The sequence below is a fragment of the Nocardioides rubriscoriae genome, from assembly GCF_008087085.1.
Taxonomy (GTDB): Bacteria; Actinomycetota; Actinomycetes; order Propionibacteriales; family Nocardioidaceae; genus Nocardioides; species Nocardioides rubriscoriae.
Map to the genome: position 1 here is coordinate 175,618 of NZ_VIYJ01000003.1, position 26,339 is coordinate 201,956.

The 26,339-nt window shown below is 73.6% G+C and carries 20 protein-coding genes and 1 pseudogene; 10 read left to right on the plus strand and 11 right to left on the minus strand.

From position 1 onward, the window contains the following. The first annotated feature begins 13 nt into the window (after window positions 1-13). Window positions 14-1,609, plus strand: a complete 1,596-nt coding sequence (locus FZC61_RS07470; protein ID WP_148613535.1) for a phospholipase D family protein — start codon at window positions 14-16, stop codon at window positions 1,607-1,609. Between the two features lie 21 nt (window positions 1,610-1,630). Here FZC61_RS07470 and FZC61_RS07475 read toward each other — a convergent pair whose 3' ends face one another. The 3 genes from FZC61_RS07475 to icmF form a co-directional block, all read right to left on the minus strand. Next, window positions 1,631-2,200 (minus strand): sigma-70 family RNA polymerase sigma factor, encoded by a 570-nt coding sequence (locus FZC61_RS07475; RefSeq protein WP_170286016.1) that lies wholly within the window; start codon window positions 2,198-2,200, stop codon window positions 1,631-1,633. A 200-nt stretch (window positions 2,201-2,400) separates the two neighbouring features. Further along, on the minus strand, window positions 2,401-3,066 hold the full coding sequence (locus FZC61_RS07480; RefSeq protein WP_148613537.1) for a hypothetical protein: 666 nt from the start codon (window positions 3,064-3,066) through the stop codon (window positions 2,401-2,403). 66 nt (window positions 3,067-3,132) lie between these two features. Continuing rightward, a complete protein-coding gene (gene icmF / locus FZC61_RS07485; protein ID WP_148613538.1) occupies window positions 3,133-6,321 on the minus strand; it encodes a fused isobutyryl-CoA mutase/GTPase IcmF in 3,189 nt (1,062 codons plus the stop codon). A gap of 168 nt (window positions 6,322-6,489) precedes the next feature. Here icmF and FZC61_RS07490 point away from each other — a divergent pair, with 168 nt between their 5' ends. The 5 genes from FZC61_RS07490 (at window position 6,490) to FZC61_RS07510 (ending at window position 11,019) form a co-directional block, all read left to right on the plus strand. Further along, window positions 6,490-6,999, plus strand: a complete 510-nt coding sequence (locus tag FZC61_RS07490) for a hypothetical protein (RefSeq protein WP_148613539.1) — start codon at window positions 6,490-6,492, stop codon at window positions 6,997-6,999. After that, a complete protein-coding gene (locus FZC61_RS07495; protein ID WP_148613540.1) occupies window positions 6,996-7,304 on the plus strand; it encodes a hypothetical protein in 309 nt (102 codons plus the stop codon). The genes FZC61_RS07490 and FZC61_RS07495 overlap by 4 nt, the downstream gene beginning before the upstream one ends. After that, a complete protein-coding gene (locus FZC61_RS07500) occupies window positions 7,301-9,082 on the plus strand; it encodes an alpha/beta hydrolase (protein WP_148613541.1) in 1,782 nt (593 codons plus the stop codon). The genes FZC61_RS07495 and FZC61_RS07500 overlap by 4 nt, the downstream gene beginning before the upstream one ends. Beyond that, window positions 9,079-9,600 carry a hypothetical protein gene (locus FZC61_RS07505; protein WP_148613542.1) on the plus strand — a complete coding sequence of 174 codons (522 nt, stop codon included), beginning with the start codon at window positions 9,079-9,081 and terminating at the stop codon, window positions 9,598-9,600. The genes FZC61_RS07500 and FZC61_RS07505 overlap by 4 nt, the downstream gene beginning before the upstream one ends. Before the next feature lie 189 nt (window positions 9,601-9,789). Then, the gene (locus tag FZC61_RS07510) at window positions 9,790-11,019 is read left to right on the plus strand and encodes an alpha-hydroxy acid oxidase (protein WP_148613543.1); all 1,230 of its coding nucleotides are present in this window, start codon (window positions 9,790-9,792) and stop codon (window positions 11,017-11,019) included. Between the two features lie 129 nt (window positions 11,020-11,148). Here FZC61_RS07510 and FZC61_RS07515 read toward each other — a convergent pair whose 3' ends face one another. The 3 genes from FZC61_RS07515 to FZC61_RS07525 form a co-directional block, all read right to left on the minus strand. Next, the gene (locus FZC61_RS07515; protein WP_148613544.1) at window positions 11,149-13,497 is read right to left on the minus strand and encodes an MMPL family transporter; all 2,349 of its coding nucleotides are present in this window, start codon (window positions 13,495-13,497) and stop codon (window positions 11,149-11,151) included. A gap of 83 nt (window positions 13,498-13,580) precedes the next feature. Then, window positions 13,581-14,165: a TetR/AcrR family transcriptional regulator gene (locus FZC61_RS07520; RefSeq protein WP_148613545.1), complete on the minus strand. Its 585-nt coding sequence runs from the start codon at window positions 14,163-14,165 to the stop codon at window positions 13,581-13,583. A gap of 93 nt (window positions 14,166-14,258) precedes the next feature. After that, a complete protein-coding gene (locus FZC61_RS07525; protein WP_148613546.1) occupies window positions 14,259-14,900 on the minus strand; it encodes a GntR family transcriptional regulator in 642 nt (213 codons plus the stop codon). Window positions 14,901-14,907: 7 nt separating this feature from the next. On the opposite strand from FZC61_RS07525, the gene FZC61_RS07530 reads away from it, so the two are divergent. After that, window positions 14,908-17,745 (plus strand): FAD-binding and (Fe-S)-binding domain-containing protein, encoded by a 2,838-nt coding sequence (locus FZC61_RS07530; protein WP_425465811.1) that lies wholly within the window; start codon window positions 14,908-14,910, stop codon window positions 17,743-17,745. Next, on the plus strand, window positions 17,742-18,452 hold the full coding sequence (locus FZC61_RS07535; protein ID WP_148613548.1) for an SGNH/GDSL hydrolase family protein: 711 nt from the start codon (window positions 17,742-17,744) through the stop codon (window positions 18,450-18,452). Before FZC61_RS07530 ends, FZC61_RS07535 begins: the two co-directional genes overlap by 4 nt. A 28-nt stretch (window positions 18,453-18,480) precedes the next feature. Here FZC61_RS07535 and FZC61_RS07540 read toward each other — a convergent pair whose 3' ends face one another. After that, window positions 18,481-19,878 (minus strand): MFS transporter, encoded by a 1,398-nt coding sequence (locus FZC61_RS07540; RefSeq protein ID WP_211357155.1) that lies wholly within the window; start codon window positions 19,876-19,878, stop codon window positions 18,481-18,483. 47 nt (window positions 19,879-19,925) lie between these two features. Between FZC61_RS07540 and FZC61_RS07545 the strand changes: the two genes are divergently transcribed. After that, window positions 19,926-20,378 (plus strand): MarR family winged helix-turn-helix transcriptional regulator, encoded by a 453-nt coding sequence (locus tag FZC61_RS07545; RefSeq protein ID WP_148613550.1) that lies wholly within the window; start codon window positions 19,926-19,928, stop codon window positions 20,376-20,378. Window positions 20,379-20,399: 21 nt separating this feature from the next. On the opposite strand, the gene FZC61_RS07550 is transcribed toward FZC61_RS07545, so the two are convergent. The 3 genes from FZC61_RS07550 to FZC61_RS07560 form a co-directional block, all read right to left on the minus strand. Further along, window positions 20,400-21,317, minus strand: coding sequence for an oxygenase MpaB family protein (locus tag FZC61_RS07550; protein ID WP_148613551.1), 918 nt, complete (start codon window positions 21,315-21,317; stop codon window positions 20,400-20,402). 41 nt (window positions 21,318-21,358) lie between these two features. Beyond that, complete coding sequence (locus FZC61_RS07555; protein WP_170286017.1) at window positions 21,359-22,951, minus strand: metallophosphoesterase family protein; 1,593 nt, start codon at window positions 22,949-22,951, stop codon at window positions 21,359-21,361. Between the two features lie 96 nt (window positions 22,952-23,047). Further along, window positions 23,048-23,815, minus strand: a complete 768-nt coding sequence (locus FZC61_RS07560) for a putative protein N(5)-glutamine methyltransferase (RefSeq protein WP_148613553.1) — start codon at window positions 23,813-23,815, stop codon at window positions 23,048-23,050. Between the two features lie 52 nt (window positions 23,816-23,867). Here FZC61_RS07560 and FZC61_RS07565 point away from each other — a divergent pair, with 52 nt between their 5' ends. Then, a complete protein-coding gene (locus FZC61_RS07565) occupies window positions 23,868-25,142 on the plus strand; it encodes an oxidoreductase (protein ID WP_148613554.1) in 1,275 nt (424 codons plus the stop codon). Here FZC61_RS07565 and FZC61_RS23645 read toward each other — a convergent pair. After that, window positions 25,109-26,272, minus strand: a pseudogene (locus FZC61_RS23645) (MFS transporter); the annotation flags it as partial. The gene FZC61_RS07565 and the pseudogene FZC61_RS23645 overlap by 34 nt on opposite strands. Window positions 26,273-26,339: the final 67 nt, after the last annotated feature.

Below are 26,339 nucleotides of genomic sequence, written 5' to 3' on the forward strand. Positions count from 1 at the left end.
CAGGGTGAGGCCCATGCCCCCCGCAGCCCCGCCCGCACCCGACCCCGCCCAGTGGCTGCTCACCCAGCGCGAGCGCGGCAACCCCTGGACCCGCCTCGACGACCACCACCCGGGGCAGACGGCCTGGTCGTACGGCAACCTGGTGCGCCCGCTGGTGCACGGGGCCACCTACTTCGCCGAGCTGCGCGAACGGCTCGAGGCGACGGGGCCCGGCGACCTGGTGCTCTTCACCGACTGGCAGGGCGACGCCGACCAGCGGCTGACCGACTCGCCCGACAGCGAGGTGGCCGAGGTGCTCGCCCGGGCCGACGAGCGCGGGGCCGACGTACGCGGGCTGATCTGGCGCTCGCACAGCAGCGCCGCCGGGTTCACCTCGGGCGAGAACCTCGCCCTGGGGCGCGCGCTGCAGGAGCGCGGGGTCGAGGCGATCCTCGACATGCGGGTCCGGGTGGCGGGCTCGCACCACCAGAAGATGCTCGTCATCCGGCACGGCGACGACCCCAGCCGCGACATCGCCTTCGTCGGCGGCATCGACCTGGCCCACTCGCGCCGCGACGACCGCGACCACGGCGGCGACCCGCAGGCCCTCGACAACATGCCCGACGAGTACGGCGCCACCCCGCCCTGGCACGACATCCAGGCCGCGATCACCGGGCCGGCCGTCGACGACGTGGAGACCGTGTTCCGCGAGCGCTGGGAGGACCCGACCACGCTGCGCCGCAGCCCGATCATCCTCACGCGCGACCGGCTGCGGGGGCTCGACACCACCCCCGACCCGCTGCCGCCGCAGAACCCGCCGCCCCCGCCGGTCGAGGGCGGCACCCACGTCGTCCAGCTGCTGCGCACCTACCCCGACCTGCGCAACGGGCGCGACTACGTCTTCGCCCGCGGCGGCGAGCGCAGCGTGGCCCGCGGCTACACCAAGGCCGTCGAGCAGGCCTGCCGCCTGGTCTACGTCGAGGATCAGTACCTGTGGGGCAGCCAGGTCGGCGGGGTCTTCGTCGAGGCGCTCGAGGCCCACCCCGACCTCAAGGTGATCGCCGTGGTGCCGCTGTACCCGGACGTCGGCGGGGTCAACCGGCTCGCGCAGCGGGAGGGACGCCGGCGGGCGATGGCCTCGATGGAGGCGGCGGCGCCGGGCCGGGTCGCGGTCTACGGCATCGAGAACGACGCCGGCACCCCGATCTACGTGCACGCCAAGACCTGCATGGTCGACGACACCTGGGCCACCATCGGCTCCGACAACTTCAACCGACGCTCGTGGACGCACGACTCCGAGCTGTCCGCCGTGGTCGTCGACACCGCAGGCGACTACGCCCGGCGGCTGCGCCTGACGTTGGCCGCCGAGCACCTCGGCCGGGCCGCCGACGCGCCGATGGACGACTGCGACGACCCCGACGCGATGTTCACCGTCTACGCCGAGAGCGCCGCGGCGCTCGACCGGTGGTACGACGAGGGGCGGCGCGGCCCGCGGCCCCCGGGCCGGCTGCGGCGGCTCCGGCCCCCGGTGCTCGGTCGGACGGCGCGAGCGGTCGCGGCACCGGTCTACCTCTGGGCGCACGACCCCGACGGGCGCCCGGCCCCGCTGCGGCGGCGCGGCGCGTTCTAGCCGTCCGGCTCCGGGCGCGGGTCAGGCGGGCTCGAGCAGCAGGCCCCGCAGCCGGTGCAGGCCCTCGCGGGCCAGCGCCTGAGCGGTGCCGAGGCGCGCGCCGACGAGCACCGCCACCTCGGCGTGGGTGTAGCCGCCGAAGTAGGTGAGCTCGAGGACCTCGCGCTGGGTGTGGGTGAGCATCGCGAGGGCGCGCAGGACCCGTCGTGCCTCGGGCGTGTCGGGCAGTGTCGTGGGAGGGGTGGCCGCGGGCGCCGACACAGCGGGGTCCCGTACGACGACCGGGGTGGGATCGGTCTCCGCGGCGCGCACGGTGTCCACCGCGTGGCGGTGGGCCGTCGCCATCAGCCAGCCCGCGTCGGCCGGGTCCTGGTCGCCGACGGGGACGGCGTGCCACGCCCGGAGGAAGACCTCGCGGGTGACCTCCTCGGCCAGCACGGGGTCACGCACGATGCGTCGTACGAGCCCGTAGACCCGCGACGAGGTCTCGTCGTAGAGACGCACGAAGGGGGCCTCACCTACCCAGCACGAGACGGGCGTCGGGGGACCGGTGGTCGCGTCCCCGCTGGGAGACATGGGTGCGGTGCTCACGACGTGCTCCTGGTGGTCACCGCGTGCAAGCCGGGCAGGCCGGCCTTGCGCGGGGTTTGGGGAAAGGGGTGGAGGACACAGGCAGACAGAGAGAAGTCGTGCGAGCAACCGCCCCATCGCCGATCACCACGAACCATCGACAGAGATCCTAGACCGTACGACGGGCCTCCCGCTCACCCTTGGCCCGATTGGTCGTGAGGTCACGCGCGGCGTCGCGACCGAGGCGTCTGGTCGCCCGGGCGTCGGTGGCCGCCCCCACGACGCCACCGAACAGCGGGATCCGCTTGCCGACCACGGTCGCCAGCTGCTTGCCCCCGAGGAACCCCACCAGCGTCGCCGCGACCTGCGCGGACACCCGCTGCATCGTCTGCGGACCGGTGCCCCCGCCTTCGGCGAGCCAGCGCGTTGCCGGGCAGGTCTCGCGAGCGGACCAGGCGTTCGGTCTCGTCGTGGCCCAGGAGCGTCACGAGCACCGCAGCGCGCACGCCCGGGTCGGTGAGGTCGTGGCCGTGCAGTCGCGCGATGGCCGCGTGCAGCCGCAGCTGCACCAGCACCAGACCGACCACGTTGGCCGGGATCGACACGGCCAGGGTGATCAGCCCGCCGATGTTGGTCACGAACCCCTGGGCGCCCGAGAGACGTGTGTGCGAGCGCACGACGACGGCGACGGCGCGGTCGACGTCGCCCCCGGCCTCGGCGAGCGCGTGGTCGGCCACCTCCGCCGCGCTCGCGAACGGGCCGATGCCCGCGACGGCGACGTCGAGCACCTTCTGCAGGAAGCCGGCGGTGAAGCCCGGGGCGATCGTGCCGATGCGGGGGGCCAGGAGGAAGCCGCCACGTCGGGAGAGAGAACCGAGGAGACCCATGGCGCAAGCGTGCCGGGCCCGCGCACCGCGGCGTACACCGCTGCGGGCGGGTGGGCCCCTCTCCTCTCAGACGTTGCGCCGGTACTGCCCGCCCACCTCGAAGAACGCCTCGGTGACCTGCCCGAGGCTGCAGACCCGCGCCGCGTCCATGAGGACGGCGAACACGTTGTCGTCCGACGTGGCCGCGGCTTTCAGGCGCGTGAGCGCCTCCTCGGCCTCGGTGGCGTGCTCGGCCTGGAAGGCGCGGACCTTCTGCAGCTGACCGGCCTTCTCCTCGTCGGTGGCCCGGGCCAGCTCGACGTGGGCCGGGGTGCCGTCACCGGCGTCGGGCTTGAGGAACGTGTTGACGCCGACGATGGGCAGCGAGCCGTCGTGCTTGCGGTGCTCGTAGAGCATCGACTCGTCCTGGATGCGGCCGCGCTGGTAGCCGGTCTCCATCGCGCCGAGCACGCCGCCGCGCTCGCTGATCGCCTCGAACTCGGTGAGCACGGCCTCCTCGACGAGGTCGGTGAGCTGGTCGACGATGTAGGAGCCCTGGAGCGGGTTCTCGTTCATCGCCAGGCCCCACTCGCGGTTGATGATCAGCTGGATCGCGAGCGCGCGGCGTACGGACTCCTCGGAGGGGGTCGTGACGGCCTCGTCGTAGGCGTTGGTGTGCAGGCTGTTGGCGTTGTCGTAGATCGCGATGAGCGCCTGCAAGGTGGTGCGGATGTCGTTGAAGTCCATCTCCTGCGCGTGCAGCGAGCGGCCCGACGTCTGCACGTGGTACTTCAGCTTCTGCGAGCGCTCGCCCGCGCCGTAACGGTCGCGCATCGTGACCGCCCAGATGCGGCGGGCGACGCGGCCGATCACGGTGTACTCGGGGTCCATGCCGTTGGAGAAGAAGAACGACAGGTTGGGCGCGAAGTCGTCGATGTCGAGCCCGCGGGCGAGGTAGGACTCGACGTAGGTGAACGCGTTGGCGAGCGTGAACGCCAGCTGGCTCAGGGGGTTGGCCCCGGCCTCGGCGATGTGGTAGCCGGAGATCGAGACGGAGTAGAAGTTGCGCACCTGGTGCTGGATGAACCACTCCTGGATGTCGGCCATCATCCGCAGCGAGAACTCCGTGGAGAACAGGCAGGTGTTCTGGCCCTGGTCCTCCTTGAGGATGTCGGCCTGCACGGTGCCGCGCACAGTGGCCAGCGCGGTCGCCTCGTCGACGCCCTTCTCGCGGGCCTGGTCGAGCACGGTGTTGAGGAAGAACGCCAGCACCGTCGGGGCGGGGCCGTTGATGGTCATCGACACCGACGTCGTCGGCGACAGCAGGTCGAAGCCGTCGTAGAGGATCTTCATGTCGTCGAGGGTGGCCACCGAGACGCCGGAGGTGCCGACCTTTCCGTAGATGTCGGGGCGCTCGTCGGGGTCGCGTCCGTAGAGCGTCACCGAGTCGAACGCCGTCGAGAGCCGGGTCGCCTCGCCGTCGGCGGAGAGCACCTTGAAGCGGCGGTTGGTGCGGGCCGGGTCACCCTCGCCGGCGAACATCCGCGCGGGGTCCTCGCCCTCGCGCTTGAACGGGAAGACCCCGGCGGTGAAGGGGAAGTGGCCCGGGAGGTTCTCGCGCCGCCAGTAGCGGACCAGCTCGCCGTGGTCGTCGTACGACGGGAGCGCGACGCGGGGGATCTTGTTGCCGCTGAGCGACTCGCGGGTCAGCGACGTGCGGATCTCCTTGTCACGCACGACCACGACCTGCTCGTCGCCGGAGTAGGACTCCACGACCGACGGCCACGCGTCGAGCTGGTCGCGCACGGTGCGGGGGAGCGCCTCGCGGGCCTCGGCGAGGAGCCGGTCGACCTCGTCGCGCGACTCGAGCTCGGCGGCGACGGCCTCGAGCCGCTGCACGCGGCGCGCCTGGGCGACGAGCTCGTCGGTGGTCGCGTGGTAGGCGCGGACGGTGGCGGCGATCTCGGCGAGGTAGCGGACCCGGTCGCCGGGGATCGTGGGGTGGATCTCGGTGGAGACCTTGCCCTCGACGGGCTTGATCGCGCCCTCGTCGACGGGCAGGCCGTGCTCGGCCAGGAGGTCGCGCAGGTGCTGGTAGAGGGCGGTCACCCCGTCGTCGTCGAAGCGCGCCGCGGAGGTGCCGAAGACCGGCATGTCGCCGGGCTGCTGGCCGAAGGCCTCGCGGTTGCGGACCAGCTGGCGACCGACGTCGCGCAGGGCGTCGGCGGCGCCGCGGCGCTCGAACTTGTTGATGGCCACGACGTCGGCGAAGTCGAGCATGTCGATCTTCTCCAGCTGGGAGGCCGCGCCGAACTCGGGCGTCATGACGTACATGGAGGCGTCGACGAACGGCACGATGGCCGCGTCGCCCTGGCCGATGCCGGGGGTCTCGACGACGACGAGGTCGAAGCCGGCGGCCTTGAGGATGTCGATGACGTCGGGCAGGCACTCGGGAAGCTCGTGGGCGCCGCGGGTGGCCAGGGAGCGGAAGTAGACGCGGTCGCCGTCGAGGGAGTTCATCCGGATCCGGTCGCCGAGCAGGGCTCCGCCGCCCTTGCGGCGGGTCGGGTCGACCGCGACCACCGCGATGCGCAGCTTGTCGTGCTGGTCGACGCGGAAGCGGCGGACCAGCTCGTCGGTCAGCGACGACTTGCCCGAGCCGCCGGTGCCGGTGATGCCGAACGCCGGGGTGGTCGACCGGGCGGCGGCCGCGCGGACCGCGGCGAGCACGTCGTCGCCGAGCCGGCCCTGCTCGGCCCCGGTGATCGCCCGCGCGATCGCCGTACGATCGCCGCTGAGGACCTGCTCGGCGCTCACCTGGCGCCCTACCTCGGGATCGGCCCACAGGTCGAGGTCGCAGTCGCGGACCACCGAGTTGATCATGCCGGCCAGGCCCATGCGCTGGCCGTCCTCGGGGCTGAAGATCGTGACACCGCTGTTGCGCAGGCGGGTGATCTCGTCGTGGACGATCACGCCACCGCCACCGCCGACGACCCGCACGTGACCGGCGCCGCGCTCGCGCAGCGACTCGACGAGGTACTCGAAGTACTCGATGTGGCCGCCCTGGTAGGACGACACCGCGACGCCCTGCACGTCCTCCTCGAGCGCCGCGTCGACGACCTCCTGCACGGAGCGGTTGTGGCCGAGGTGGATCACCTCGCAGCCCTGGCTCTGGAAGATCCGCCGCATGATGTTGATCGAGGCGTCGTGGCCGTCGAACAGGCTCGAGGCGGTCACCAGCCGGACGGGGTTGGTGGGGACGTAGAGCTCGGCCACGGGGCACTCCTGATCGGCGGGCGACACAACTGGTTGGACTTCCAACCAGATTAGTCGGACTTCCAACCAGTTGCCACCCCTCGGCCGAACCCGCGGCCGATCCAGGCGGCTGTCCACAGGCTCGGTGGACCGGTGTTTGCGCCCGGGGTCGTCGGGCAGCACGGCGCCATGAGATACCGACGCCGTACCGGGCAGGCCGGTGACCCGTTCTGGGACGAGGTGGTCCGTCGCCACCCCGGCCTGACCCCCGTCCTCCTCGCGCCGCCCCCACCGGGCCTCCCGGTGCCGGCGGGTGAGCCCGTCGCCGACGCCGACGCCGAGCGGGCTCGCGACGAGACCGCCGCCCTGGTCCGGTCGCTGTGCGCGGGCCTCGGCGCCGACGAGCCGGTGGGCCGGCCACGGCTGCGGCCCGGCCGGTCGCGCTCGACCGTGGAGGCGGCCGCGACCGTGGTCGTGCGCGACCGGCCCGACGGCCCCGCCCAGCTGGCGCGGGTCGCGGAGGCGCTGGACGGCTGGGACCTCACCTGCACGCCCGGCCGCGTCGAGCGGCTGGAGGCCCGGCTCGGCCCGCGCGCGGTCGAGGCGTCGTACGTCGGCGGGGTGCTGGTGGTCACCGTCGTGTCGGCCCCGCTGGCGGTCACGCGCGATCAGTCCCGGCGGCTGCGAGCCCGGTCATGACCGAGCTCGCCGTCAGCTACGAGCAGGTCGGGCGCGCGGCCCGCGCGTGGGACGAGCAGCACGTCGACCTCGTCGCGGCCTCGACCCAGGTCGCCGACGCCCCACCGCTCGGGTTCTCGCCGCGGGTCGCGGTCGTCGCGCTCCTCTTCCGGTTGCGGTGGGCCGAGCACCTGTCCGACCTGGGCGAGGAGTCCGAGGTCCGCGCCGACGGGTTGCGCGACGCGCTGCGCGACTACCTCGACTCCGACGAGACGTCGGTCGTGGCGTCGTGGCTGCTGCAGGGCCTGCTCGAGGAGCACCGGTGACGGCCGTCCCGCTCCCGCCGTTCCCGCGGCCGTTGCGGCGGCTGAGCGTCGACGCGTCCCCCATCGCCGACTTCGCCACCGGGCTGCTCGCCGCCTCGGCGCGGCTCGACGACACCGGCGAGCTCGCCCGCGGCGCCGGTCGGCTGCTGGACTGGGTGGGGGTCGCGGCCGAGACCTACCGCGGCCTTCTCGCGCCGTACGGGCACCGCGCCGACGCGATGTCGCTGGCCCTGCGCGGGGTGGCCCGGCGGGTCGACGACCACGGCGACCGGATGGCGCGGCTGCGCGCCGAGCTCGACGACCTGGGTGCCGCCAATCGCGCGCTGGTCGACGAGACCTTCGTCCTGGTCGACGACGTCCGCGCGTTCCACGCCCGGGAGTCGCTGCTGGGCGCCGCGGCGCTCGCCGAGCTGCGGCACCGGTCGGCCGACCTCACCCGCCGGGTCCACGCCCTCGACGCCCGGCAGGACCGTTGGTGGACCCGGGTCGGTGCCGAGGAGCAGGCGATGATCGACGCGTTCACCCGGGTCCTCGAGGTCGAGCAGGCCGAGTCCCGCTACGGCGGCGCCGCCGACCCGGCCGACGCGGCCCTCGCGACCAGACCAGGCCCCGACGCCGGGCCGGGCGAGGTGCTGGCCTGGTGGCGTGGCCTGACCCGGGCGCAACGACTGGCCCTGGTCGCGGCGGCGCCGGGCGCGATCGGCGACCTCGACGGCGTCCCGGCGGTCGACCGTGACGCCGCCAACCGTGTCCGGCTCAGCCGCGACCTGGCCACGCTGCGACACCTCGAGGACCTCGGCCAGCTCACCCTCCGCGAGCGTGAGACCCTCGACAACGCCGAGGCGGTCGAGGAGGCGCTCGACCGCCACTCCCACGACGTCGACGCCCACGGCCACCGCGTCCCGGTGCTGCTGTGGATCTACGACCCGGGCGCCTACGTGCAGGACGACGGCGGGGTCGACGGCCGGGTCGCCGTCGCGGTCGGTGACCCCGACACCGCCGACGCCGTGGCGATCAACGTGCCGGGCATCAAGACCGAGGCCGACGACATCGGCACCTACACCGACCGGGCGTGGGAGCTGCACCAGGCCGCCACGACCGCCGACCCCGACCGTGACTACGCCAGCATCGCCTGGATCGGCTACGACGCCCCGGCCGAGGTCGACGGCGTCGACGCCGCGCGGACCGCGGCCTCGGCCGGTGCGGCCCACCACGGCGGCGCGCTGCTCGCGGAGTCGATCGACGGCCTGCGCGCCGTGCGTGGCAGCGACGCCGACATCGTCCCGATCGGCCACTCCTACGGGTCAGTCGCCCTCGGGGCCGCGCTGTCCGAGCACCACGTCGACGTCGACCGGGCGGTCGCGGTCGGCAGCCCCGGCCTCGGCGAGGGCATCGACGACGTCGGCGACCTCGACGTCCCCCGGGGTCAGCTCTACGTCGGGCAGAACCACGACGATGCGGTCGCGGGCCTCGGCCAGAACGGCGCCCTCGGTCTCGGGGGCCTCGGCCACGGCCAGGACCCGGCCGACGACGGCTTCGGCGGCGTACGGTTCCAGGCCAACGCCGGGCCGGGCCACGACGACCACTCCGGCTACTACGACAACGACAGTGAGTCGCTGCACAACCTCGGCGAGATCCTCGCCGGCCACGACCCGACCCTCGCCGGGTCGGTCCACGACCCGTGGTGGGGACCGGCCCTCGACCCGGAGGACCAGGCGCCCTCCGACCTCTACGACACCGACGGCGACGGCGACACCGACGGGATCCCGCGACGATGAGGACGCTCCCCGCCGTGCTGCTCACGCTGCTGCTGCTCACAGGGTGCGGCCGGCCCGACGACGCCACGCTCACCGAGCCCGACCAGTACGCCGACTACCTGCTGTCCCGCGACCAGGCCCGCCGCGCCGTCCCCGAGCTCGCCGCGGCGATCGGCGAGGCGCTCGGCGGCCGCGTCGACCTCCTCGGTGCCGGGCCCGAGGGCTGCCGCTTCCGCGCCGACGAGACCACCGCCTACGACTACGCCGTCACCGCCACGATCGTCGGCACCCGCCCCGACCCCGACCTGGCCACCGTGGTCGCGCTCCTGCAGGGCCACGGGTGGACGCTCACCGAGCAGCCCCACCTCGACCGGGGTCGCCAGCGCCTCAGTGCCGCCCGCGCAGGCCTGAGCGTCGGCCTCACCGAAGGGGACCCGCGCTCGCGGCTCGTGCTGCGCTCGGGCGGCACCTGCTTCGCCGTCCCCGCCGGCGACCGCGAGTCCCTGCTCGGCCTCGACGAGGACCTGTCCGTCCGGTGACGGGCGCACGGTGGTCGAGGAGGTCGCCCGCGACCGTCTCGAGACCACCCCAGCCGCACCTGGGCACCTTCTCGACCACGGGTCCCGCGGGGCCGGGCCGGGTGCCCCGTAGGTCACGGTGGTCGCCGCCGAGGCGCGCCCGCCCGACACCCCTACCCCTCGGCCGACCCACCGTGATGGAGTCGTCCCATGAAGCGCCAGATGCCCAAGCGCCACGACCTTGCGCCCCTGATGCAGTTCAAGAAGCCGGAGCTGTCGCCCAAGAAGCGCCGGCTCGACAAGGCGCTGACCATCGACGACCTCCGCAGGGTGGCCAAGCGGCGTACGCCGAAGCCGGCCTTCGACTACACCGACGGCGCTGCCGACGGCGAGGTCGGGCTCGCCCGGGCGCGTCAGGCGTTCGCCGACATCGAGTTCCACCCCTCGATCCTGCGCGACGTCTCGACCGTCGACACCTCGCGCGAGGTGCTCGGCCAGCGGGTCGCGCTGCCCTTCGGCATCGCGCCGACCGGCTTCACGCGGATGATGCACGCCGAGGGCGAGGTCGCCGGTGCGACTGCGGCGACCGCGGCCGGCATCCCCTTCGCGCTGTCGACGATGGGCACGACCTCGATCGAGGACGTCGCCGCGGCCGACCCGGGCGGGCGGCACTGGTTCCAGCTCTACATGTGGAAGGACCGCGACCGCTCGATGGCGCTGGTCGACCGCGCCGCCAAGGCCGGCTACGACACGCTGCTGGTCACCGTCGACGTGCCGGTGGCCGGGGCGCGGCTGCGCGACGTGCGCAACGGCATGACGATCCCGCCGTCGCTGACCCCGCGCACGGTGGTCGGCGCGATCCCGCGGCCGGCGTGGTGGATCAACTTCCTCACCACCGAGCCGCTGGCGTTCGCCTCGCTCGACGCGTGGTCGGGCACCGTGGCCGACCTGCTGGACACCATGTTCGACCCGACGGTGACCTACGACGACCTGGCCTGGATCAGGGCCCAGTGGCCGGGCAAGGTCGTGGTCAAGGGCGTGCAGTCGCTGCCCGACGCCGTACGCCTGGCCGACGCCGGGGTCGACGCCGTGCTGCTGTCCAACCATGGCGGCCGCCAGCTCGACCGGGCGCCGGTGCCGTTCCACCTGCTCCCGCAGGTCGTCAAGGAGATCGGCTCCGACGTCGAGGTCCACCTCGACACCGGCATCATGTCGGGCCAGGACGTCGTCGCGGCGATCGCGCACGGTGCCCACTTCACCCTGATCGGACGGGCCTACCTCTACGGCCTCATGGCCGGCGGACGCGAGGGCGTCGACCGCGCCATCGAGATCCTCGCCGGCCAGGTCGAGCGCACGATGCGCCTGCTGGGCGTCACATCGCTCGACGAGCTCGAGCCGGGCCACGTCACCGCCCTGCACCGCCTGGTGCCCCGCCCCTGAGCCGACCCGTCGCGTGTACGCGACGGGTCACCACCACATCTCGCTGACCCGTCGCGTATACGCGACGGGTCAGCGAAAGAGCTCGTCGACCCGTCGCGTGTACGCGACGGGTCGACGGGGTGGGGAGGGTCAGCCGACGAGGACGGGCTCGTGGTCGCCGTCGTCGGCGAGGACCTCGCGGTCGGTGAGGTAGGGGCGGGGGAGGTGCTCGCCCTCGACGTCGACGTTGGGCAGGACCTTGTCGAGCCAGGCCGGGAGGTACCACGCCTTCTCGCCCATCAGGTACATCAGCGCGGGGATCAGCACCATCCGCACGACGAAGGCGTCGAAGACGACGGCGGCGGCCAGGGCGAAGCCCATGGACTTGATGATCGCGTCGTCCTCGAGGATGAAGCCCGAGAACACCGCGGTCATGATCGCCGCGGCGGCAGCCACGACACGGGCGCTGTTGCGGAAGCCGTCGACCACGGCGTCGCGGGTGCTCATGCCGTGCACGTGGGCCTCGCGGATCCGGGTGACCAGGAAGACCTGGTAGTCCATGGCCAGTCCGAACACCACGCCGATCAGGAAGATCGGGATGAAGCTGACGATGGGCTGCGGCTCGAAGAGTCCGAAGGTGCCCTCCTGGAAGATCGCGACGGTCGCGCCGAGGGTGGCGAGCACCGAGAGCAGGAAGCCGGCGGTCGCGGTGAGCGGCACGAGGAGCGACCGGAAGACGATCATCAGCAGGATGAACGCCAGCCCCACGACGATCGCGAGGTAGATCGGCAGTGCCCCGGCCAAGCGGTCGGACACGTCGGTGGTGATGGCGGTCAGGCCGGTGACCCCGATCGTGGTGGCCGTCTGCTGCTCGATGCCGGACTGGCCGTCGCGCAGGGAGTCGAGCAGGTCCTGCGTGGCCTCGTCGTCGGGTCCGGCCTCGGGCAGCACCTGGATCAGCGCACCGGTGGCGACGGCGTCGGGGTTGCTCGGGTCGGCGTTGGTGCCGACGACCTGGGCGTTCGCGACACCGTCCTGACCCGAGGCCCAGGCGGCGACGTCGGCGAAGGCCTGGGAGGGGTCGGTCGCCCCACGGCCGTCGACGACGACGAGCAGCGGGCCCTCGCGGCCGGGGCCGAACTCGGCGCTCATCAGGTCCGACGCCTTGCGCTGCGTGGTCTCGCTGGCGGCGGTGGAGTCGCTGGGGAAGGCCAGGTGCAGACCCTTGAGAGGAAGGGCGAGCGCGCCGAGGGCGACCACGACGAGCAGGGCGGCGGCCAGGGGGCGCTTCCCGACGACGCGGGCCCAGCGGACGCCGTTGTTGAGCACCTGGCCGTCGGCCTCGTGGGCCGGGCGGTACTCGCGCACCTGGCCGCCGAACGCCTTGGACTTGGTCATGCCGAGCACGGCCGGGAGCAGGGTCAGGGCGACCAGGACGGCGATCAGCACGGTGCCGGCCGCGGCCAGGCCCATCGACGTGAGGAACGGGATGCGCACCACCGACAGGGCGGACAGGGCGATGAGGACGGTCAGGCCGGCGAAGACGACCGCCGAGCCCGCCGTGCCGACCGCGATGCCGACCGCCTGCTGGCGGTCGTCGGTGTGCCGCAGCTCCGAGCGGTAGCGGGCCAGGATGAAGAGCGTGTAGTCGATGCCGACGGCGAGCCCGATCATCGAGGACAGTGCGGTGGTGCTCGAGTTGAGGTCCATGAGGGCCGTCATCGCGGTCACACCGGTCAGCCCGATGGCCACGCCGAAGACGGCGGTGAGGATGGGCATGCCGGCTGCGACGAGCGAACCGAACGTGAGCAGCAGGACGACCAGGGCGATCGCGATGCCGATGGCTTCGGCGGCACCGCCACCGAAGGCCTGCACCTGCGACCCGGACCCGTTGGCCTCGACCGTCAGTCCGGCGTCACGCGCGGTCTGCATGGCGTCGTCGAGGGCGTCGATCGTGGCCTGCTCGACGTCGGTCGGGGAGTCGACGTCGAGGTCGAAGGCGATGATGCCGGCGCGGCCGTCGGCGGACAGCGGGGAGAGCGCCTGGGCGTTGGCCTGCGCCACCTGCGGGTCGGTGCCGGCCTTGTCGGCCGCGGTGAGCGCGGCGTCGGACTGTGCCTTCGCGAGGTCGACGGGGTTGCCGAGCTGCGGGTTGGCCCCCTCCGCGGACGACACCTGGGGCAGTGCGGACAGGTCGTCGACCAGCGTCGCGATCGCGTCCTGGTACTTCGGCTGCGACAGCGTGTCGCCCTCGGGGGCCGCGACCACGACGTTGACGTTGGCCCGGGCGAAGGCGTCCTCGGAGCCGGGGAACAGCTCCGACTGCAGCGTCGCGGCCTTCTCCGAGGGGATGCCCGGGATGGTGAACGCGTCGTTGAACGGCTTGCCGAACCCGGCGGCCGCGCCGGCGACGACGACGAGCAGCGTCAGCCAGCCGGCGATGAAGAAGGGCCAGCGGCGGTACGCCGTACGACCGAGTCGGTAGAGGTAGGTGGCCACAGGGTCTCCTGGTGGGTCCGCGAAGGGGTGTGGGGAAGGGGGGGGGTGGGGTGGGTGCGGGGTGCGTCGGGTGGGCGGCGCGGTCAGGCGCCGAGGAGCGACCGAGCGGTCGTCAGGCTCTGGTCGAAGTGGTGCGCGAACGGGCGCATCCGGGGGTCGTCGAGGAACGAGTCGAAGGAGGCGTCGAAGAGGGCCGCCAGGATCGTGACGGCGATCTTGGCGTTGGCCTTGCCGAAGCCCGAGCCCTCGCGCGCCACGACGTGGTCGATGACGTCGTGGCTGATCGCCTCGTAGCGCTCGTGGATCGCCCCCATCAGGCGGGGGTTCGAGCGCAGCGCACGGCGACTCATCGCGAGCATCTCGCGGTCGGCGCTGGTGTCGCCGAGCAGCGGCAGGACGAGGGTGCGCAGGTCGAGCAGCAGGTCACCGGCCGGGCCGCCGGCGCGGAACTCGTCGACGTCGTCGTCGTCGAGGGTCGGCCACTCACCCAGGACCGCGTCGAGCTTGCCCGGGAAGTAGTTGAACAGGGTGCGTCGTGACACCTCGGCCGCGGCGGCGAGGTCGTCCATGGTGAAGCCGTCGAGCCCGTGCTCGTCGGTGAGCCGCAGGGCGCACAACGTGATGTGCTGCGACGTCGCCGCACGGTCTCGCTTTGCACTCTTAATCATAAAGTGCAGTCTGCACTTGGGGTGGTAACAGTGCAAAACACCAAGGGGTGAACTTGGCGTGACCTTGGTTACGCCCGACCTATCAGGGGCCCGTCAGGAGCCCGTCAGGAGGTCGCGGGTGTGCACGAGGTGCTCGCGCATCGTCTGCTCGGCGAGCGCCGCATCGCCGGCCAGGGCCGCGTCGACGATCGGTTGGTGCTCGGCCAGGATCTCGGCGAGCGAGCGGCCGGTGGCGGTGGTGGGTGGGCCGAGGAGGGCGGTCGTGGCGCGCAGCTGCTCGACGACCTCGGCGGCGCGGCGGTTGCCGGCGGCGACCAGGAGCGCGCGGTGCAGCGCCCGGTCGGCGTCCCAGAAGGCCGGCTCGTCCTGGTCGGCGACGGCGCGCGTCATCGCGTCGAGGTGGGTGGCGACGTCGGGGCACCCGCGCTCGGCGGCGCGGCCGGCCGCGGCCGGCTCCAGGGCCAGGCGTATCTCGAAGATCTCCTCGACGTCGTGGGCGGTCGGCAGGACGATGCGGAAGCCGCGGTTGCGGGCGATCTCGACCAGCCCCACCTCGGCCAGTCGCAGCATGGCCTCGCGCACGGGGCTGCGCGAGACGCCGAGCAGGTCGGCCAGCTGGTAGACGGAGTAGACCTCCTCGGGCACCAGCTCCTGCTGCTGCACCCCCATCCGCACGGCCTCGACGACCGCGTCGGTCAGCGAGGCGGCGTCGGCCGGAAGGGTGAGGACGGGCATGAGTAACATGTTACTTGTGGACGACGTGATGGACGTGGTGGGTGCCCTGACGGCGGCGGGCCTGGAGGTGCGGTCCGACGCCGGCACCCGCGCGATGTACGCCACCGACGCCTCGCTCTACCGCATCCCCCCGCTCGCCGTCGTGCGCCCGCGCAGCGTCGACGAGGTCGCCGCTGCCCTCACCGTGGCGCGCGAGACCGGCGTCCCGCTGACCTCGCGCGGCGCCGGCACGTCGGTCGCGGGCAACGCCGTCGGGCGCGGCATCGTGCTCGACTTCTCCCGCCACCTCAACCGGGTGCTGTCGGTCGACCCTGAGGCGCGCACCGCCGTCGTCGAGCCCGGCACGGTGCACGCGGTGCTGCAGAAGGCGGTCGCGCCGCACGGCGTGCGGTTCGGCCCCGACCCGTCGACCCACCCCCGCTGCACGATCGGCGGGATGATCGGCAACAACGCCTGCGGCTCCCGGTCGCTGGCCTACGGCCGCACCTCCGACAACGTCGCCGCGCTGCGCTTCCTGACCGCCGCCGGCGACTCCGTCGCCACCGGGTACGACGCCACGGGCCGCCCCACGGTGAGCGGGGGTGACGCGGTGCTGGCCGGCGTCCGCGACGTGATGGGCCACCACCTCGCCACGGCCCGCACCGAGCTCGACCGGTTCGGCCGGCAGGTGTCGGGCTACGCCGCGCAGCACCTGCTGCCCGAGCGCTTCGACCTCACCCAGGCCCTCGTCGGCTCCGAGGGCACCCTCGGCGTGATCACCGAGGCCACGGTCAAGCTCGTGACCGACGCCCCGGTCCGCGTGGTCGTCGTGCTCGGCTTCGACGACATCGTCGCGGCCGGCGAGGCCTCCCCGGCGGTCGTCACCCACGGCCCGACCTCCTGCGAGGGCCTCGACTCCCGGCTGCTGTCCGTGCTGCGCGCCCGTCGCGGCGAGGGTGCGGTGCCGCCGCTGCCGGAGGGGGCAGCCTGGCTGTTCGTCGAGCTCGCCGGCGACGACGCCGACGAGGTGCGCGGCCGCGCGGAGCGGCTGGCCGCCGCCGGCCTGGGCGTCGACGCGCTCGTCGTGCCCGACCCGGCGACGCAGGCCCGGCTGTGGCGCATCCGCGAGGACGGCGCCGGCATGGCCGGCCGCTCGCCGGTCGACAGGCCCGCCTGGCCCGGCTGGGAGGACGCCGCCGTACCGCCGCACATGCTCGGCTCCTACCTCGCCCGCTTCGACGAGCTGGTCACGTCCTACGGCATGACGTCGGCGCCGTTCGGCCACTTCGGCGACGGCTGCATGCACGTGCGCCTCGACTACCCCCTCGATCGCCCCGACGGCACCCAGGTGCTGCGGGCGTTCCTCACCGACGCCGCCAAGCTCGTCGGCGAGTACGGCGGGTCGCTGTCGGGTGAGCACGGCGACGGTCGCGCCCGTTCCGAGCTGCTCCCGCACATGTACTCCGCGCAGGCGATCGCCATGTTCGCCGGCATCAAGCACGCCTTCGACCCCACCAACCTGCTCAACCCCGGCGTGCTCGTCGACCCCGACCCCGTCGACGCCGACGTGCGCTACGCCGGGTCCTTCCCGATCGAGCTGACCGGGCGGCGCACGCGCCTGGCGATGGCCTACCCCCACGACGACGGTGACCTGGCCCAGGCGGTCCACCGCTGCACCGGCGTCGGCAAGTGCCGCGCCGACAATGCAGCGGCCGGCGGCGTGATGTGCCCGTCGTACCTCGCGACCCGCGAGGAGAAGGACTCCACCCGCGGCCGCGCTCGCGTGCTGCAGGACGTCGTGCGCGGCGAGCTCGCGTGGTCGGCGCCCGAGGTGCACGACGCGATGGACCTCTGCCTGTCGTGCAAGGGCTGCGCGTCGGACTGCCCCACCGGCATCGACATGGCGACCTACAAGTCCGAGGTGCTCCACCAGACCTACCGCCGCCGCCTGCGGCCGCGCTCGCACTACTCGCTGGGGCGGCTGCCGATGTGGTCGCAGCTGGCCGGCCGCGTGCCGCGGCTGGCCAACCTGATGATGCGGCTGCCGCTGCTCGGCGCGCTCGCACTGTGGCTGGCCGGGGTCGACCGTCGGCGCACGGTGCCGGCCTTCGCGCGGCGCCCCTTTCGTCGCTCGTACGCCGGCCCGTCACCCGCGGCGGCCGGCGGCAGGCCCGTGATCCTGTGGGTCGACTCGTTCAGCGACTCCTTCGACCCCGAGGTCGCGGCGGCGACGGTGCGGGTGCTCGAGGCGGCCGGCTACGCCCCGCGGCTGCCCGACGAGCGCCTGTGCTGCGGCCTGACCTGGATCACCACCGGCCAGCTCGACGCCGCCAAGAAGATCCTCGGGAGGACCGTCGCCTCGCTCGCCGTGGCCGCACGCGACGGCGTGCCGATCGTGGGGCTCGAGCCGTCGTGCACCGGCGTCCTGCGCAGCGACGCCCTCGAGCTGGTGCCCGGCCCCGACGCCGACGTCGTCGCCGCGTCGGTGCGCACCCTGGCCGAGCTGCTCGCCGAGACCCCGTCCTACCAGCCGCCCGACCTCAGCGGCACGACCGTCGTCGCCCAGCCGCACTGCCACCACCACGCGGTGATGGGCTGGGCCGCGGACGCCGCCCTGCTGGCCTCGACCGGCGCGCTGGTCTCGCGGGTCTCGGGCTGCTGCGGCCTGGCCGGCAACTTCGGCGTCGAGATCGGCCACTACGAGGTCTCGGTGGCCGTCGCCGAGCAGCAGCTGCTGCCCGCCCTCGACGCCGCCCCCGACTCGGTCGTGCTGGCCGACGGCTTCTCCTGCCGCACCCAGGTCGCCGACCTGCGCGAGCGGCCGAGCCTCCACCTGGCCCAGCTGCTCGACCCGGCGCGCTCGTGAGGTACGACAACCGCACCGGACGACCGCCCGGCCGGGTCGTGCGGGTCGGCAGCGCCGTCCTTCCGGGCGTCGCCCGCGTCTGGCGCCAGGTCGATCCCTACGCCGACGCGTGGCACGCCCACAACCTCGCCACCCTCAGCGACACGAGTCGTTCCGGTCGCCGGTGGGTCGTGCTCGGCGACTCGATGTCGCAGGGCGTCGGGGCCTCGTCGTACGACGCGGGGTGGGTCGGCCAGCTGGCCCGCCGCCTGGCCGCGACCGGCGACGGGCTGCAGGTGCTCAACCTGTCGGCGACGGGCGCGCGCACCGACGACGTGCTCCAGCAGCAGCTGCCGGCCCTGGCCGAGGTCGGCTCGCGACCTGACGACCTGGTCACCGTGATGGTCGGCTCCAACGACCTCTTCGGCGGGCGAGGTCGGCGCGAGCGGCTGCCGGCGGCCTTCGCCGAGCTCGTCGACGCCGTGCCCACCGGGACCGTGGTCGCCACCCTCCCGCAGCCGACCGGCGTCGCCGGGCAGGCCAACACGCACGTCGAGCGGGCCGCGGCCGCAGGCCGGGTCGTCATGCTCGACCTGCGCGTCTCGGGTCCCGACTCCTGGAAGGGCCGCCTGGCGGCCGACTGGTTCCACCCCAACGACGCGGGTTATGCCGCCATCGCCGACGCGGTCGAGCCGACCGTGCGCGCGGTGCTGGCCGGGTCGGCCTGACTCCCGCAGCCGGTGCGACCGACCCGCGTCAGGCGGAGACGGTCTGCGCGGCCTCCGCCTGGCCCGCGCGCTGGTGCACGTGGGGGACCAGCGCGGTGATCACGAGGCCGACGAAGGCGGCGGCCGCACCGATGACGAAGCACAGCTCGAAACCGCTGCGGCCCGACGAGCCGGCGAGCAGCGTGGCCATGACGGCCGCGGCGACGGTCGTGCCGACCGAGCGCGACAGCGCGTTGACGCCGAGCGCGGACCCAGCCTCGTGGGGCGGGGTCGCACCCATGATGAGGGCCGGCATCGCGGCGTACCCGATGCCGACGCCGGAGCTGATCACGATCGAGGCGACGAGCAGCTGCCAGGGGGCGTCCATGAGGAAGGTGGCGACGAGGTAGCCGACCCCGAGCACCGCGGCGCCGGTCATCAGCGTGACCCGAGGCCCGACGGTGGTCATCATCCGGCTGGAGACGGGGGCGAACACCAGCATCATCAGCCCGCCGGGCGCCATCCAGAGCCCGGCCTGCAGGACCGTCTGACCCAGGCCGTAGCCCGTGGACGTGGGCAGCTGCAGCAGCTGGGGCACGACGATGGCCTGCGCCATCATGCCGAAGCCGATGGCGACGGCGGCGACGTTGGTGAGGAGCACGGGGCGCCGGGCCGTGGCCCGCAGGTCGACCAGCGGCTCGTCCTGGCCGAGCTCGAAGACGGCCCACACGCCGAGCACGACGAGGCCCACGACGATCGAGCCGACGGTGCGACCGTCGAGCCAGCCCCACTCGCGGCCCTTGGAGGCACCGAGCAGGACGCCGACCAGGCCGACGGCCAGGCCGGCGGCACCGACGAGGTCGACGCGTCCGCCCCGGGCGTCGCGGACCCGGGGGACCAGGGTGAGCAGGCCGACGAGCAGGAGGGCCGCGAACCCGGCGGCCATCCAGAACAGGGCGTGGACGTCGAAGGTCTGCACGACCCAGGCGGCCAGCGGCAGGCCGATCGCCCCGCCGACGCCGAGGGTGGCGCTCATGGCGGCGATGCCGGTGTTGGCCATGTCGGGAGGCACGACCTCGCGGATCAGCGCGATCGCGACCGGGATGAACCCCATCGCCAGGCCCTGCATCGCGCGACCGACCAGCATCGGGGACAGGGTGTCGGACAGCGCGCAGACGACGGACCCGGCGGCGAGCATGGCGGCGCTGGAGATGAGCACGACGGGCTTGCCGAACAGGTCGCCGAGCTTGCCGCTGATCGGCATCGTCACCGCGGCGGCGAGCAGCGTGATCGTCACGACCCAGCCGGCGTTGGACGGCGAGGTGTGCAGCAGCTCGGGCAGCCGGCCCTGGATCGGGATCACCAGGGTCTGGGTCAGCGAGGCGCTGAGCCCGCCGAAGCAGAGCACGACGACGGTCAGGAGGGCACGGGAGTCGCGGGCGTCCACGATGTGTACGGTACACATCGGCTCCTCACCTGAAAGAATCCCAGACCATGCCCGCAGACGAGCCGGACCCGCTCGCCGAGGTCGCCGCGCTCGGCGACCAGCTGCTGCGGCTGCAACGGCGGCGCCGCCACGTCTACGACGGGGTGGTCCTCGAGAACTCCGCCTTCCGGCTGCTCTGGGTGCTCGACGACGGTGAGCCACGCACGCTGCGCCAGCTGGCGCACGACCTCGACCTCGAGCAGTCGACGGTCAACCGCCAGGTCAACGCGGCCATCGCCGCCGGCTGGCTCGAGCGCTACGACGTCGCCGGGAGCGCCAGCCGGCTGGTGCGCCCGACCGCGGCCGGTGCCCAGGCCTACCGCCACGACGGGCTGGTCCGGGCCGGCACGATCCGCGCCGCGCTCGACGCGCTCGGGCCCGCGCGGACGGCGTCGGTCATCGAGGGCCTGCGCGCGCTCAACGACGCCTGGGACGGCGTGCTCGAGCGCGACGAGCCTTGAGCCCGGTGGCGCGATCCCCGGTCAGACGGCCGTCGCCGTGTGGGCCGTCGCCCGGGCCAGACCCGGACCGACCGGGCAGCCCGGCGCGAAGGTGCCCATGGCCGACAGGTCGGGTGCGACGGTGTAGCTGCGGATGCGCGGGGTGTCGATCGCGTGCCGCAGCCGGCGACGCGGGGGCAGCAGCCCGACCACTCGCGCCCGGGCCTTGAGCGCGCCGCTGGAGACCCGCTGCACCAGCGGCGGCGCGGCGTCGTAGTCGAACGAGTCGAGCAGCGGCTGGTCCATCAGCGCCCGGCTGAAGAGCCGGACGCCGGCCGCGGCGGCCCGGGGGTAGAACGACGCCATCAGGTCGAGCGTCGCGTCGGCCACCCGGCGTCCACCCTCGTCGTAGCCGAAGTGCTCGCGCTCGTAGGCGTCCATCAGGTCGGCGAAGCCCTCGTAGGTCTCGGGGACGTCCTTGATCGCCATCCGCCGTCCGAGCGCCCGGTAGTAGTGGACCGAGGCGGTCAGCTCGCCCTCGCTGAGCGGTCGCCAGCCGTAGTCGTCGAGCCAGCGCTTGGGCACCACGACGAAGGTGGACAGCACGTAGCGCATGTCGTCGTTGCTGATGTCGTACATCGCGTGCATCTGGTTGACCCGTCGGATGCCCGCGCGGCCCTCGGGGCTGTCGAAGCCGTGCAGGACCGGCGCCTCCAGGAGTAGGACGGTGTCGTCGTAGCGCTTCTGGCAGGCCGTGGTGAACCCACCGGTCGCGTCGAGGAGCCGCCCGATGCTCGGCACGGCGTAGGTGCGGAAGAGCGCGAGGCTGAGGGACTGGTTGAGGTCCCACGGGAACTCCGACATCAGCAGCGACCGGTAGATCGCGACGCAGTCGGCCTCCGGGTCGAGACCGGCGCTGCGGTCGGCCGACTTGTAGGACGGTAGGTGCACCCGCTTCATGCGACGTGAGCGTACGCCGGACCGCACCGCGGGCGCACCCGTCAGTCCACGCGTGAGTCGACCGGGGTCAGGATGCCGCTGGTGTCGACGACCCCGTCGTCGTGCAGGCTCGCGGTGCCGATCACCAGGGGCGCCCGCTGGGTGGTCAGCTCGCCGTAGAGCCCGGAGCGCCGGGTCTCCCAGAGTCGCTCGCCGACGTCGCGGCGCCGGATGTCGTAGTCGCGCAGCGTGAGGTAGAGGTTGTCGCCGTAGAAGTCGAGGACCAGGGCGGTGGTCAGACCGAACTGGAACGCGCCGCCGTGGCTGACCTGGACGATGTCGTCACGGGCGACGAGCTGGGTGTCGTGCACCTCGCCGCTGAGGTAGAGGTCGACGTCGTAGCGACGCAGGACCTTCCACAGGGCCGACCGGGTGCCGCCCTCGTAGTGCAGGGCGCTGGACGCGCGGTGGCGGACCGGGAACACGATCGGCACGTGGCTCTCGACGATCGTCCACGTCACCTGGTCGCGCTGGGCCTTGGCCAGGACCTGGGTGAGCCACCGCAGCTGCTGGGGGTCGAGGCGGATCCGGACGCCGTCGCGGGTGACGTCGAAGACGTCGAGCGAGACGACCTGCACGTCGGGGGAGGGGCGCGCGGCCCAGGCCGTGCCTCGCGCCGGGCCGGGCGGGCGCTCGCCGTAGCGCGGGGTGCCGTCGGCGTCGGTGGTGAACTGGCGGGCGAACTCGCTGCGGAAGGTCGCGGCGAGGTCGCGCTTGCCGGGGCCGAACGGGTTGTCGCCCAGCTCGTGGTCGCCGATCGAGGGGAACACCGCGAGGCCGTGGTCGTCGAAGCGCTGCTGCCACTGGGGGTAGTAGGTGCGCGCGGCGCTGCGCACCGCGGCCCGCTTGTCGGCCAGCGTGCCCACCGGGCCGAACGTGCCGGTGTCCTGGTCGTCGGCGCCCCAGCGGCCGTTGACCAGGTCGCCGGCCACGAGCACGGCGGCCGGGTCGAGCGCGGCCCAGTCGTCGAGGACCAGGCCGAGGGCCGCGTCGTACGACGCGTTGGTGCCGTTGGTCGAGCGGCTGGGGTCCCAGCGGTTGGGGCCCCGGGAGAGGTCGCCGACGTCGGCGTTGAGGAAGTCGGGGCTCGACAGCAGCCGTGTGTCGGGGGTGAGGTCGGAGGCGCTCGTGACGACCCGCTCGGGCAGGGAGCCGGTGCTCGTCGCGCTGTCGGTGCGGGTCGTGACGCTGCCGCCGACCCGCGAGGCGACCCCGCCGTCGACGATCGCGGTGAAGGTCAGTGCCGTGGTGTCGCCGTCGAGCTCGCAGACCAGGGTGCGGCCGTCGAGGTAGGAGTGGAGGTTCTTGACCGTGCTCTGCTCGCAGGGGTCCGGGATCGCGACCGGGTAGGCGTTGCGCAGCTCGACGCGGACCCGTCGGGTGCCCTGGTCGGTGGTGACGCGGCCGGTGACGAGGCTGCCTCCCGCGGTCACGGCGACGCCGTCGGTCCACACGGCGACCGTGGGGGCGGCCCGGCCCCCGGCAGACGCCTCCTGGGCCTGGGCCGCGAAGGGCCGACCGCTGCACGCGGTCGGGACGGTGGCCAGCGCGACGGCCAGCAGGGCGCCGAGGCAGCGGTGTGCGGTGGTGCTCACCCTCGTCCTCCTCGTCCTCCTCGCCGGCTCCCGGTCGTGTCGTGGGCGCCCGCGTGCAGGGAGGGACCCCATGTCCGGCGTCGATCCTACCGAGGCTCAGCCACGGGCACGGCCGATGACCGCGGTCGCCTCGAGATCGGGGTCCTCGGCGACGGCCGGCTCCAGGCCGGCGGCGGCCATCACCGCCGTCATCGCGTCGACCTGCATGGGGGCGACCTCGACGACGTAGAGGCCGCCCGGGGCCAGCCAGGTCGTCGCGTCGGCGGCCACCCGGCGGTGGACGTCGAGCCCGTCGCCGCCGCCGTCGAGGGACAGGCGGCGCTCGTGGTCGCGGGCCTCCGACGGCATCTGGTCGATCTCGTCGGACGGCACGTACGGCGCGTTGACCATCAGCACGTCGACCCGGCCCCGCAGGTGGTGCGGGAGCACGTCGAAGAGGTCGCCCTCGTGCACCCGGTCGGGCCCGAGGTGCGCGAGGTTGACCCGGGCGCAGGCGACGGCGTCGGGGTCGAGGTCGGCGGCGTGCCCGTCGAGGTCGGGACGCCGGGAGACCAGTGCGGCCAGCAGCGCCCCGCTGCCGCAGCACAGGTCGACAACGGTGCCGCCCTCGGGGGCGAGCCGGTCGGCGAGCTCGACGAGCAGCAGGGTCCGCCGGCGCGGCACGAAGACACCGTCGGCGACGACGACCCGCAGGCCGTCGAGCTCGGCCCAGCCGAGCAGGTGCTCGAGGGGGCGACCCGCGACGCGCTCGCGGACGAGCCGCTCGAGCTCGGCACCGTCGCCTTCGGCCGCCTCGACCAGCAGCACCGCCTCGTCCTCGGCGTACACGCAGCCTGCGGCGCGCAGCCGCTCGACGAGGTCCATGGCCGCGACTCTAGGGATGCCCGACGAAACTAGAACAGGTTACAGTTCCGGGATGGTCGTCCCGGACGTCTTCGCCCCCGCCACCCTCGGCCCCGTCACGCTGCGCAACCGCACCGTCAAGGCCGCCACCTTCGAGGGGCGGACCCCCGAGGGTCAGGTCACCGACGGGCTGGTCGACTACCACCTCGCGGTGGCGCGCGGCGGCATCGGGCTGACCACCGTCGCCTACCTCGCGGTCGCCCCCGAGGGGCGCACCCACCGGGAGCAGGTCGTCGTCGGCGACGCGACCGCGGCCGGGCTGGCCCGGCTCGCCGACGCCGTCCACGACGCGGGGGCGGCGATCGCCGGTCAGGTGGGCCACGCGGGCCCGGTCGCCAACGGCCGCTCCAACGGGGTGCGCGCGCTCGCGGCGAGCCGGATGCCGAGCCCGCTGTCGATGCAGATGGTGCGCACGGCGAGCGAGAAGGACCTGACCCGCATCACCCGCGCCTACGTCGCCACCGCCCGCACCCTGGTCGGCGCGGGCTTCGACGTGCTCGAGCTCCACATGGCGCACTCCTACCTGGTCTCGTCCTTCCTGGCGCCGGGCCTCAACAAGCGGCGCGACCGGTGGGGCGGCCCGCTGGAGCACCGCGCGCGGCTGGCGCGCCAGGTCGCGCGAGCGGTGCGCGAGGAGGTCGGCGACGAGTGCGCGGTGACCGCGAAGGTGTCGTTGGGCGACGGGTTCCGCGGCGGGGTCACGACCGACGAGGGGATCGAGGTCGCCCGCCTGCTGGAGGTCGACGGCCACCTCGACGCCCTGCAGCTGTCGGGCGGGTCGTCGCTGATGAACCCGATGTACCTCTTCCGCGGCGACGTGCCGCACGCCGAGTTCGCCGCGACCATGCCCCCGCTCGTGCGGTGGGGCATGAGGACGCCGATGGGTCGGTCGTTCCTGAAGTCCTACGACTTCGAGGAGGCCTACTTCCGCGAGCGCGCCCTGCGCTTCCGCGAAGCCCTCACGCTGCCGCTGATGCTGCTCGGCGGGATCAACCGCCGCGAGACCATGGAGCAGGCGATGGCCGACGGGTTCGACTTCGTCGCCATGGGCCGCGCGGTGCTGCGCGAGCCCGACCTGGTCAACCGCCTCGCCGCCGGCAGCACCCAGCCGGGCAAGTGCATCCACTGCAACCGGTGCATGCCGACGATCTACTCCGGCACGCGCTGCCCCGTCGTCACGCCGTCGCCCTCGGGCACGATGTCGCTGGGCACCGTGCGCCTGGCCGAGCGCAGCAGCGCCGCCGACACCAGCACCCCCGCGGCGAGCACTCCGAACGCCGGCCGGTAGCCCGCGCTCTCGCCGAGCCGGGCGACGGGCACCGACAAGAACGCGCCGAGCCCGCACACCAGCAGCGTCCAGCCGTAGGCCTGGGTACGCACCGAGGCCGGCACCAGGCGCCCGACCAGGGGGTAGAACGCCGGCTGCCAGGCGCCCATGCCGACCCCGACGACCACCGTCGCCGCGACGCTCGGCACCGCCCACGGGGTCACGGCCAGCAGCAGCAGCCCGACCGCGGTGGCGAGCACGCCGGCGGCCATCACGACCGGCAGACGCTCCCACTGGTCGCGGGCGACGGCGCGCCCGGACGCGCGGGCGCCCAGGACGATCCCGAGGACCGTCCCCACGCCGTACGTCGTCTGCACGAGTCCGCGACCGAGCGTGTCGAAGCCGTGCTCGCGCTCGAAGAACAGCGACAGCAGCTGGGTGATGGTCAAGAACGCCGCCCCGAGCAGGAAGCCGGCCGCCCAGCAGCGGCGGATGGTCGCGGGCCGGGCCACGAGCCGCCGGGCCTCGCGCAGGGTCGGGCGCGCGGCCGTGGCGTCCGTGAAGGGGCTCGCGCCGCGACGGGCGGGCTCCCGGAGCCGAGCCGCGGCGACCAGCAGCAGCCAGGTCGGCACGGCGATGACCACGAAGGTCCAGCGCCACCCCAGCACCAGCCCGATCCCGCCGACGACCAGGCCGAGGGCGGTGCTGACGGGAGTGGCCGAGCGGTGCCACTGGAAGGCGCGCGGCTGGTCGCGTGGTTCGTAGTAGTCGGCGATCAGGCTCGGGTGCACGACCTCGTTGGAGGTGCGCGCGATGCCCGACGCGGCGCGGGCGACCAGGACGACCCACAGCGCCCAGGCCAGGCCGGTCAGCACCGACATCAGGCTCCAGACGAGCGCGGCGACCACGACGATGCGCACCCGGGAGGTCCGGTCGCCCAGCCAGCCGAGGGGCAGCGCGCCGAGCATGATGCACAACCCGGCCACCGCCCCGACCCCGACCACCTGCGCGTCGGTGAGCCCGAAGGCGTCGCGGATCTCGGGGGTGAAGGCCGCGAAGGCGAGCCGGTCGAGCTCGTCGACCAGGTTGAGCCCGAAGAGCACCAGGACCGGGGAGGTACGCCACCCGGCGCGGGGTCCGGGCTGCGACATGGGCGGATTCTGTGTCAGTCGACTGCCAAGTGTCAACGGGTTGTCATTTCGGCCCGTGACCCTCAAG

Excerpts from the sequence above, each read along its gene's own strand:
- FZC61_RS07565 (WP_148613554.1), top strand. The coding sequence starts at position 23,868 with ATGGTCGTCCCGGACGTCTTCGCCCCCGCCACCCTCGGCCCCGTCACG.
- FZC61_RS07470 (WP_148613535.1), top strand. The coding sequence starts at position 14 with ATGCCCCCCGCAGCCCCGCCCGCACCCGACCCCGCCCAGTGGCTGCTC.
- FZC61_RS07480 (WP_148613537.1), bottom strand. The coding sequence starts at position 3,066 with ATGGGTCTCCTCGGTTCTCTCTCCCGACGTGGCGGCTTCCTCCTGGCC.
- FZC61_RS07495 (WP_148613540.1), top strand. The coding sequence starts at position 6,996 with ATGACCGAGCTCGCCGTCAGCTACGAGCAGGTCGGGCGCGCGGCCCGC.
- FZC61_RS07550 (WP_148613551.1), bottom strand. The coding sequence starts at position 21,317 with ATGAAGCGGGTGCACCTACCGTCCTACAAGTCGGCCGACCGCAGCGCC.
- FZC61_RS07520 (WP_148613545.1), bottom strand. The coding sequence starts at position 14,165 with ATGATTAAGAGTGCAAAGCGAGACCGTGCGGCGACGTCGCAGCACATC.
- FZC61_RS07510 (WP_148613543.1), top strand. The coding sequence starts at position 9,790 with ATGAAGCGCCAGATGCCCAAGCGCCACGACCTTGCGCCCCTGATGCAG.
- FZC61_RS07505 (WP_148613542.1), top strand. The coding sequence starts at position 9,079 with ATGAGGACGCTCCCCGCCGTGCTGCTCACGCTGCTGCTGCTCACAGGG.
- FZC61_RS07545 (WP_148613550.1), top strand. The coding sequence starts at position 19,926 with ATGCCCGCAGACGAGCCGGACCCGCTCGCCGAGGTCGCCGCGCTCGGC.
- FZC61_RS07525 (WP_148613546.1), bottom strand. The coding sequence starts at position 14,900 with ATGCCCGTCCTCACCCTTCCGGCCGACGCCGCCTCGCTGACCGACGCG.
- FZC61_RS07530 (WP_425465811.1), top strand. The coding sequence starts at position 14,908 with ATGTTACTTGTGGACGACGTGATGGACGTGGTGGGTGCCCTGACGGCG.
- FZC61_RS07560 (WP_148613553.1), bottom strand. The coding sequence starts at position 23,815 with ATGGACCTCGTCGAGCGGCTGCGCGCCGCAGGCTGCGTGTACGCCGAG.
- FZC61_RS07490 (WP_148613539.1), top strand. The coding sequence starts at position 6,490 with ATGAGATACCGACGCCGTACCGGGCAGGCCGGTGACCCGTTCTGGGAC.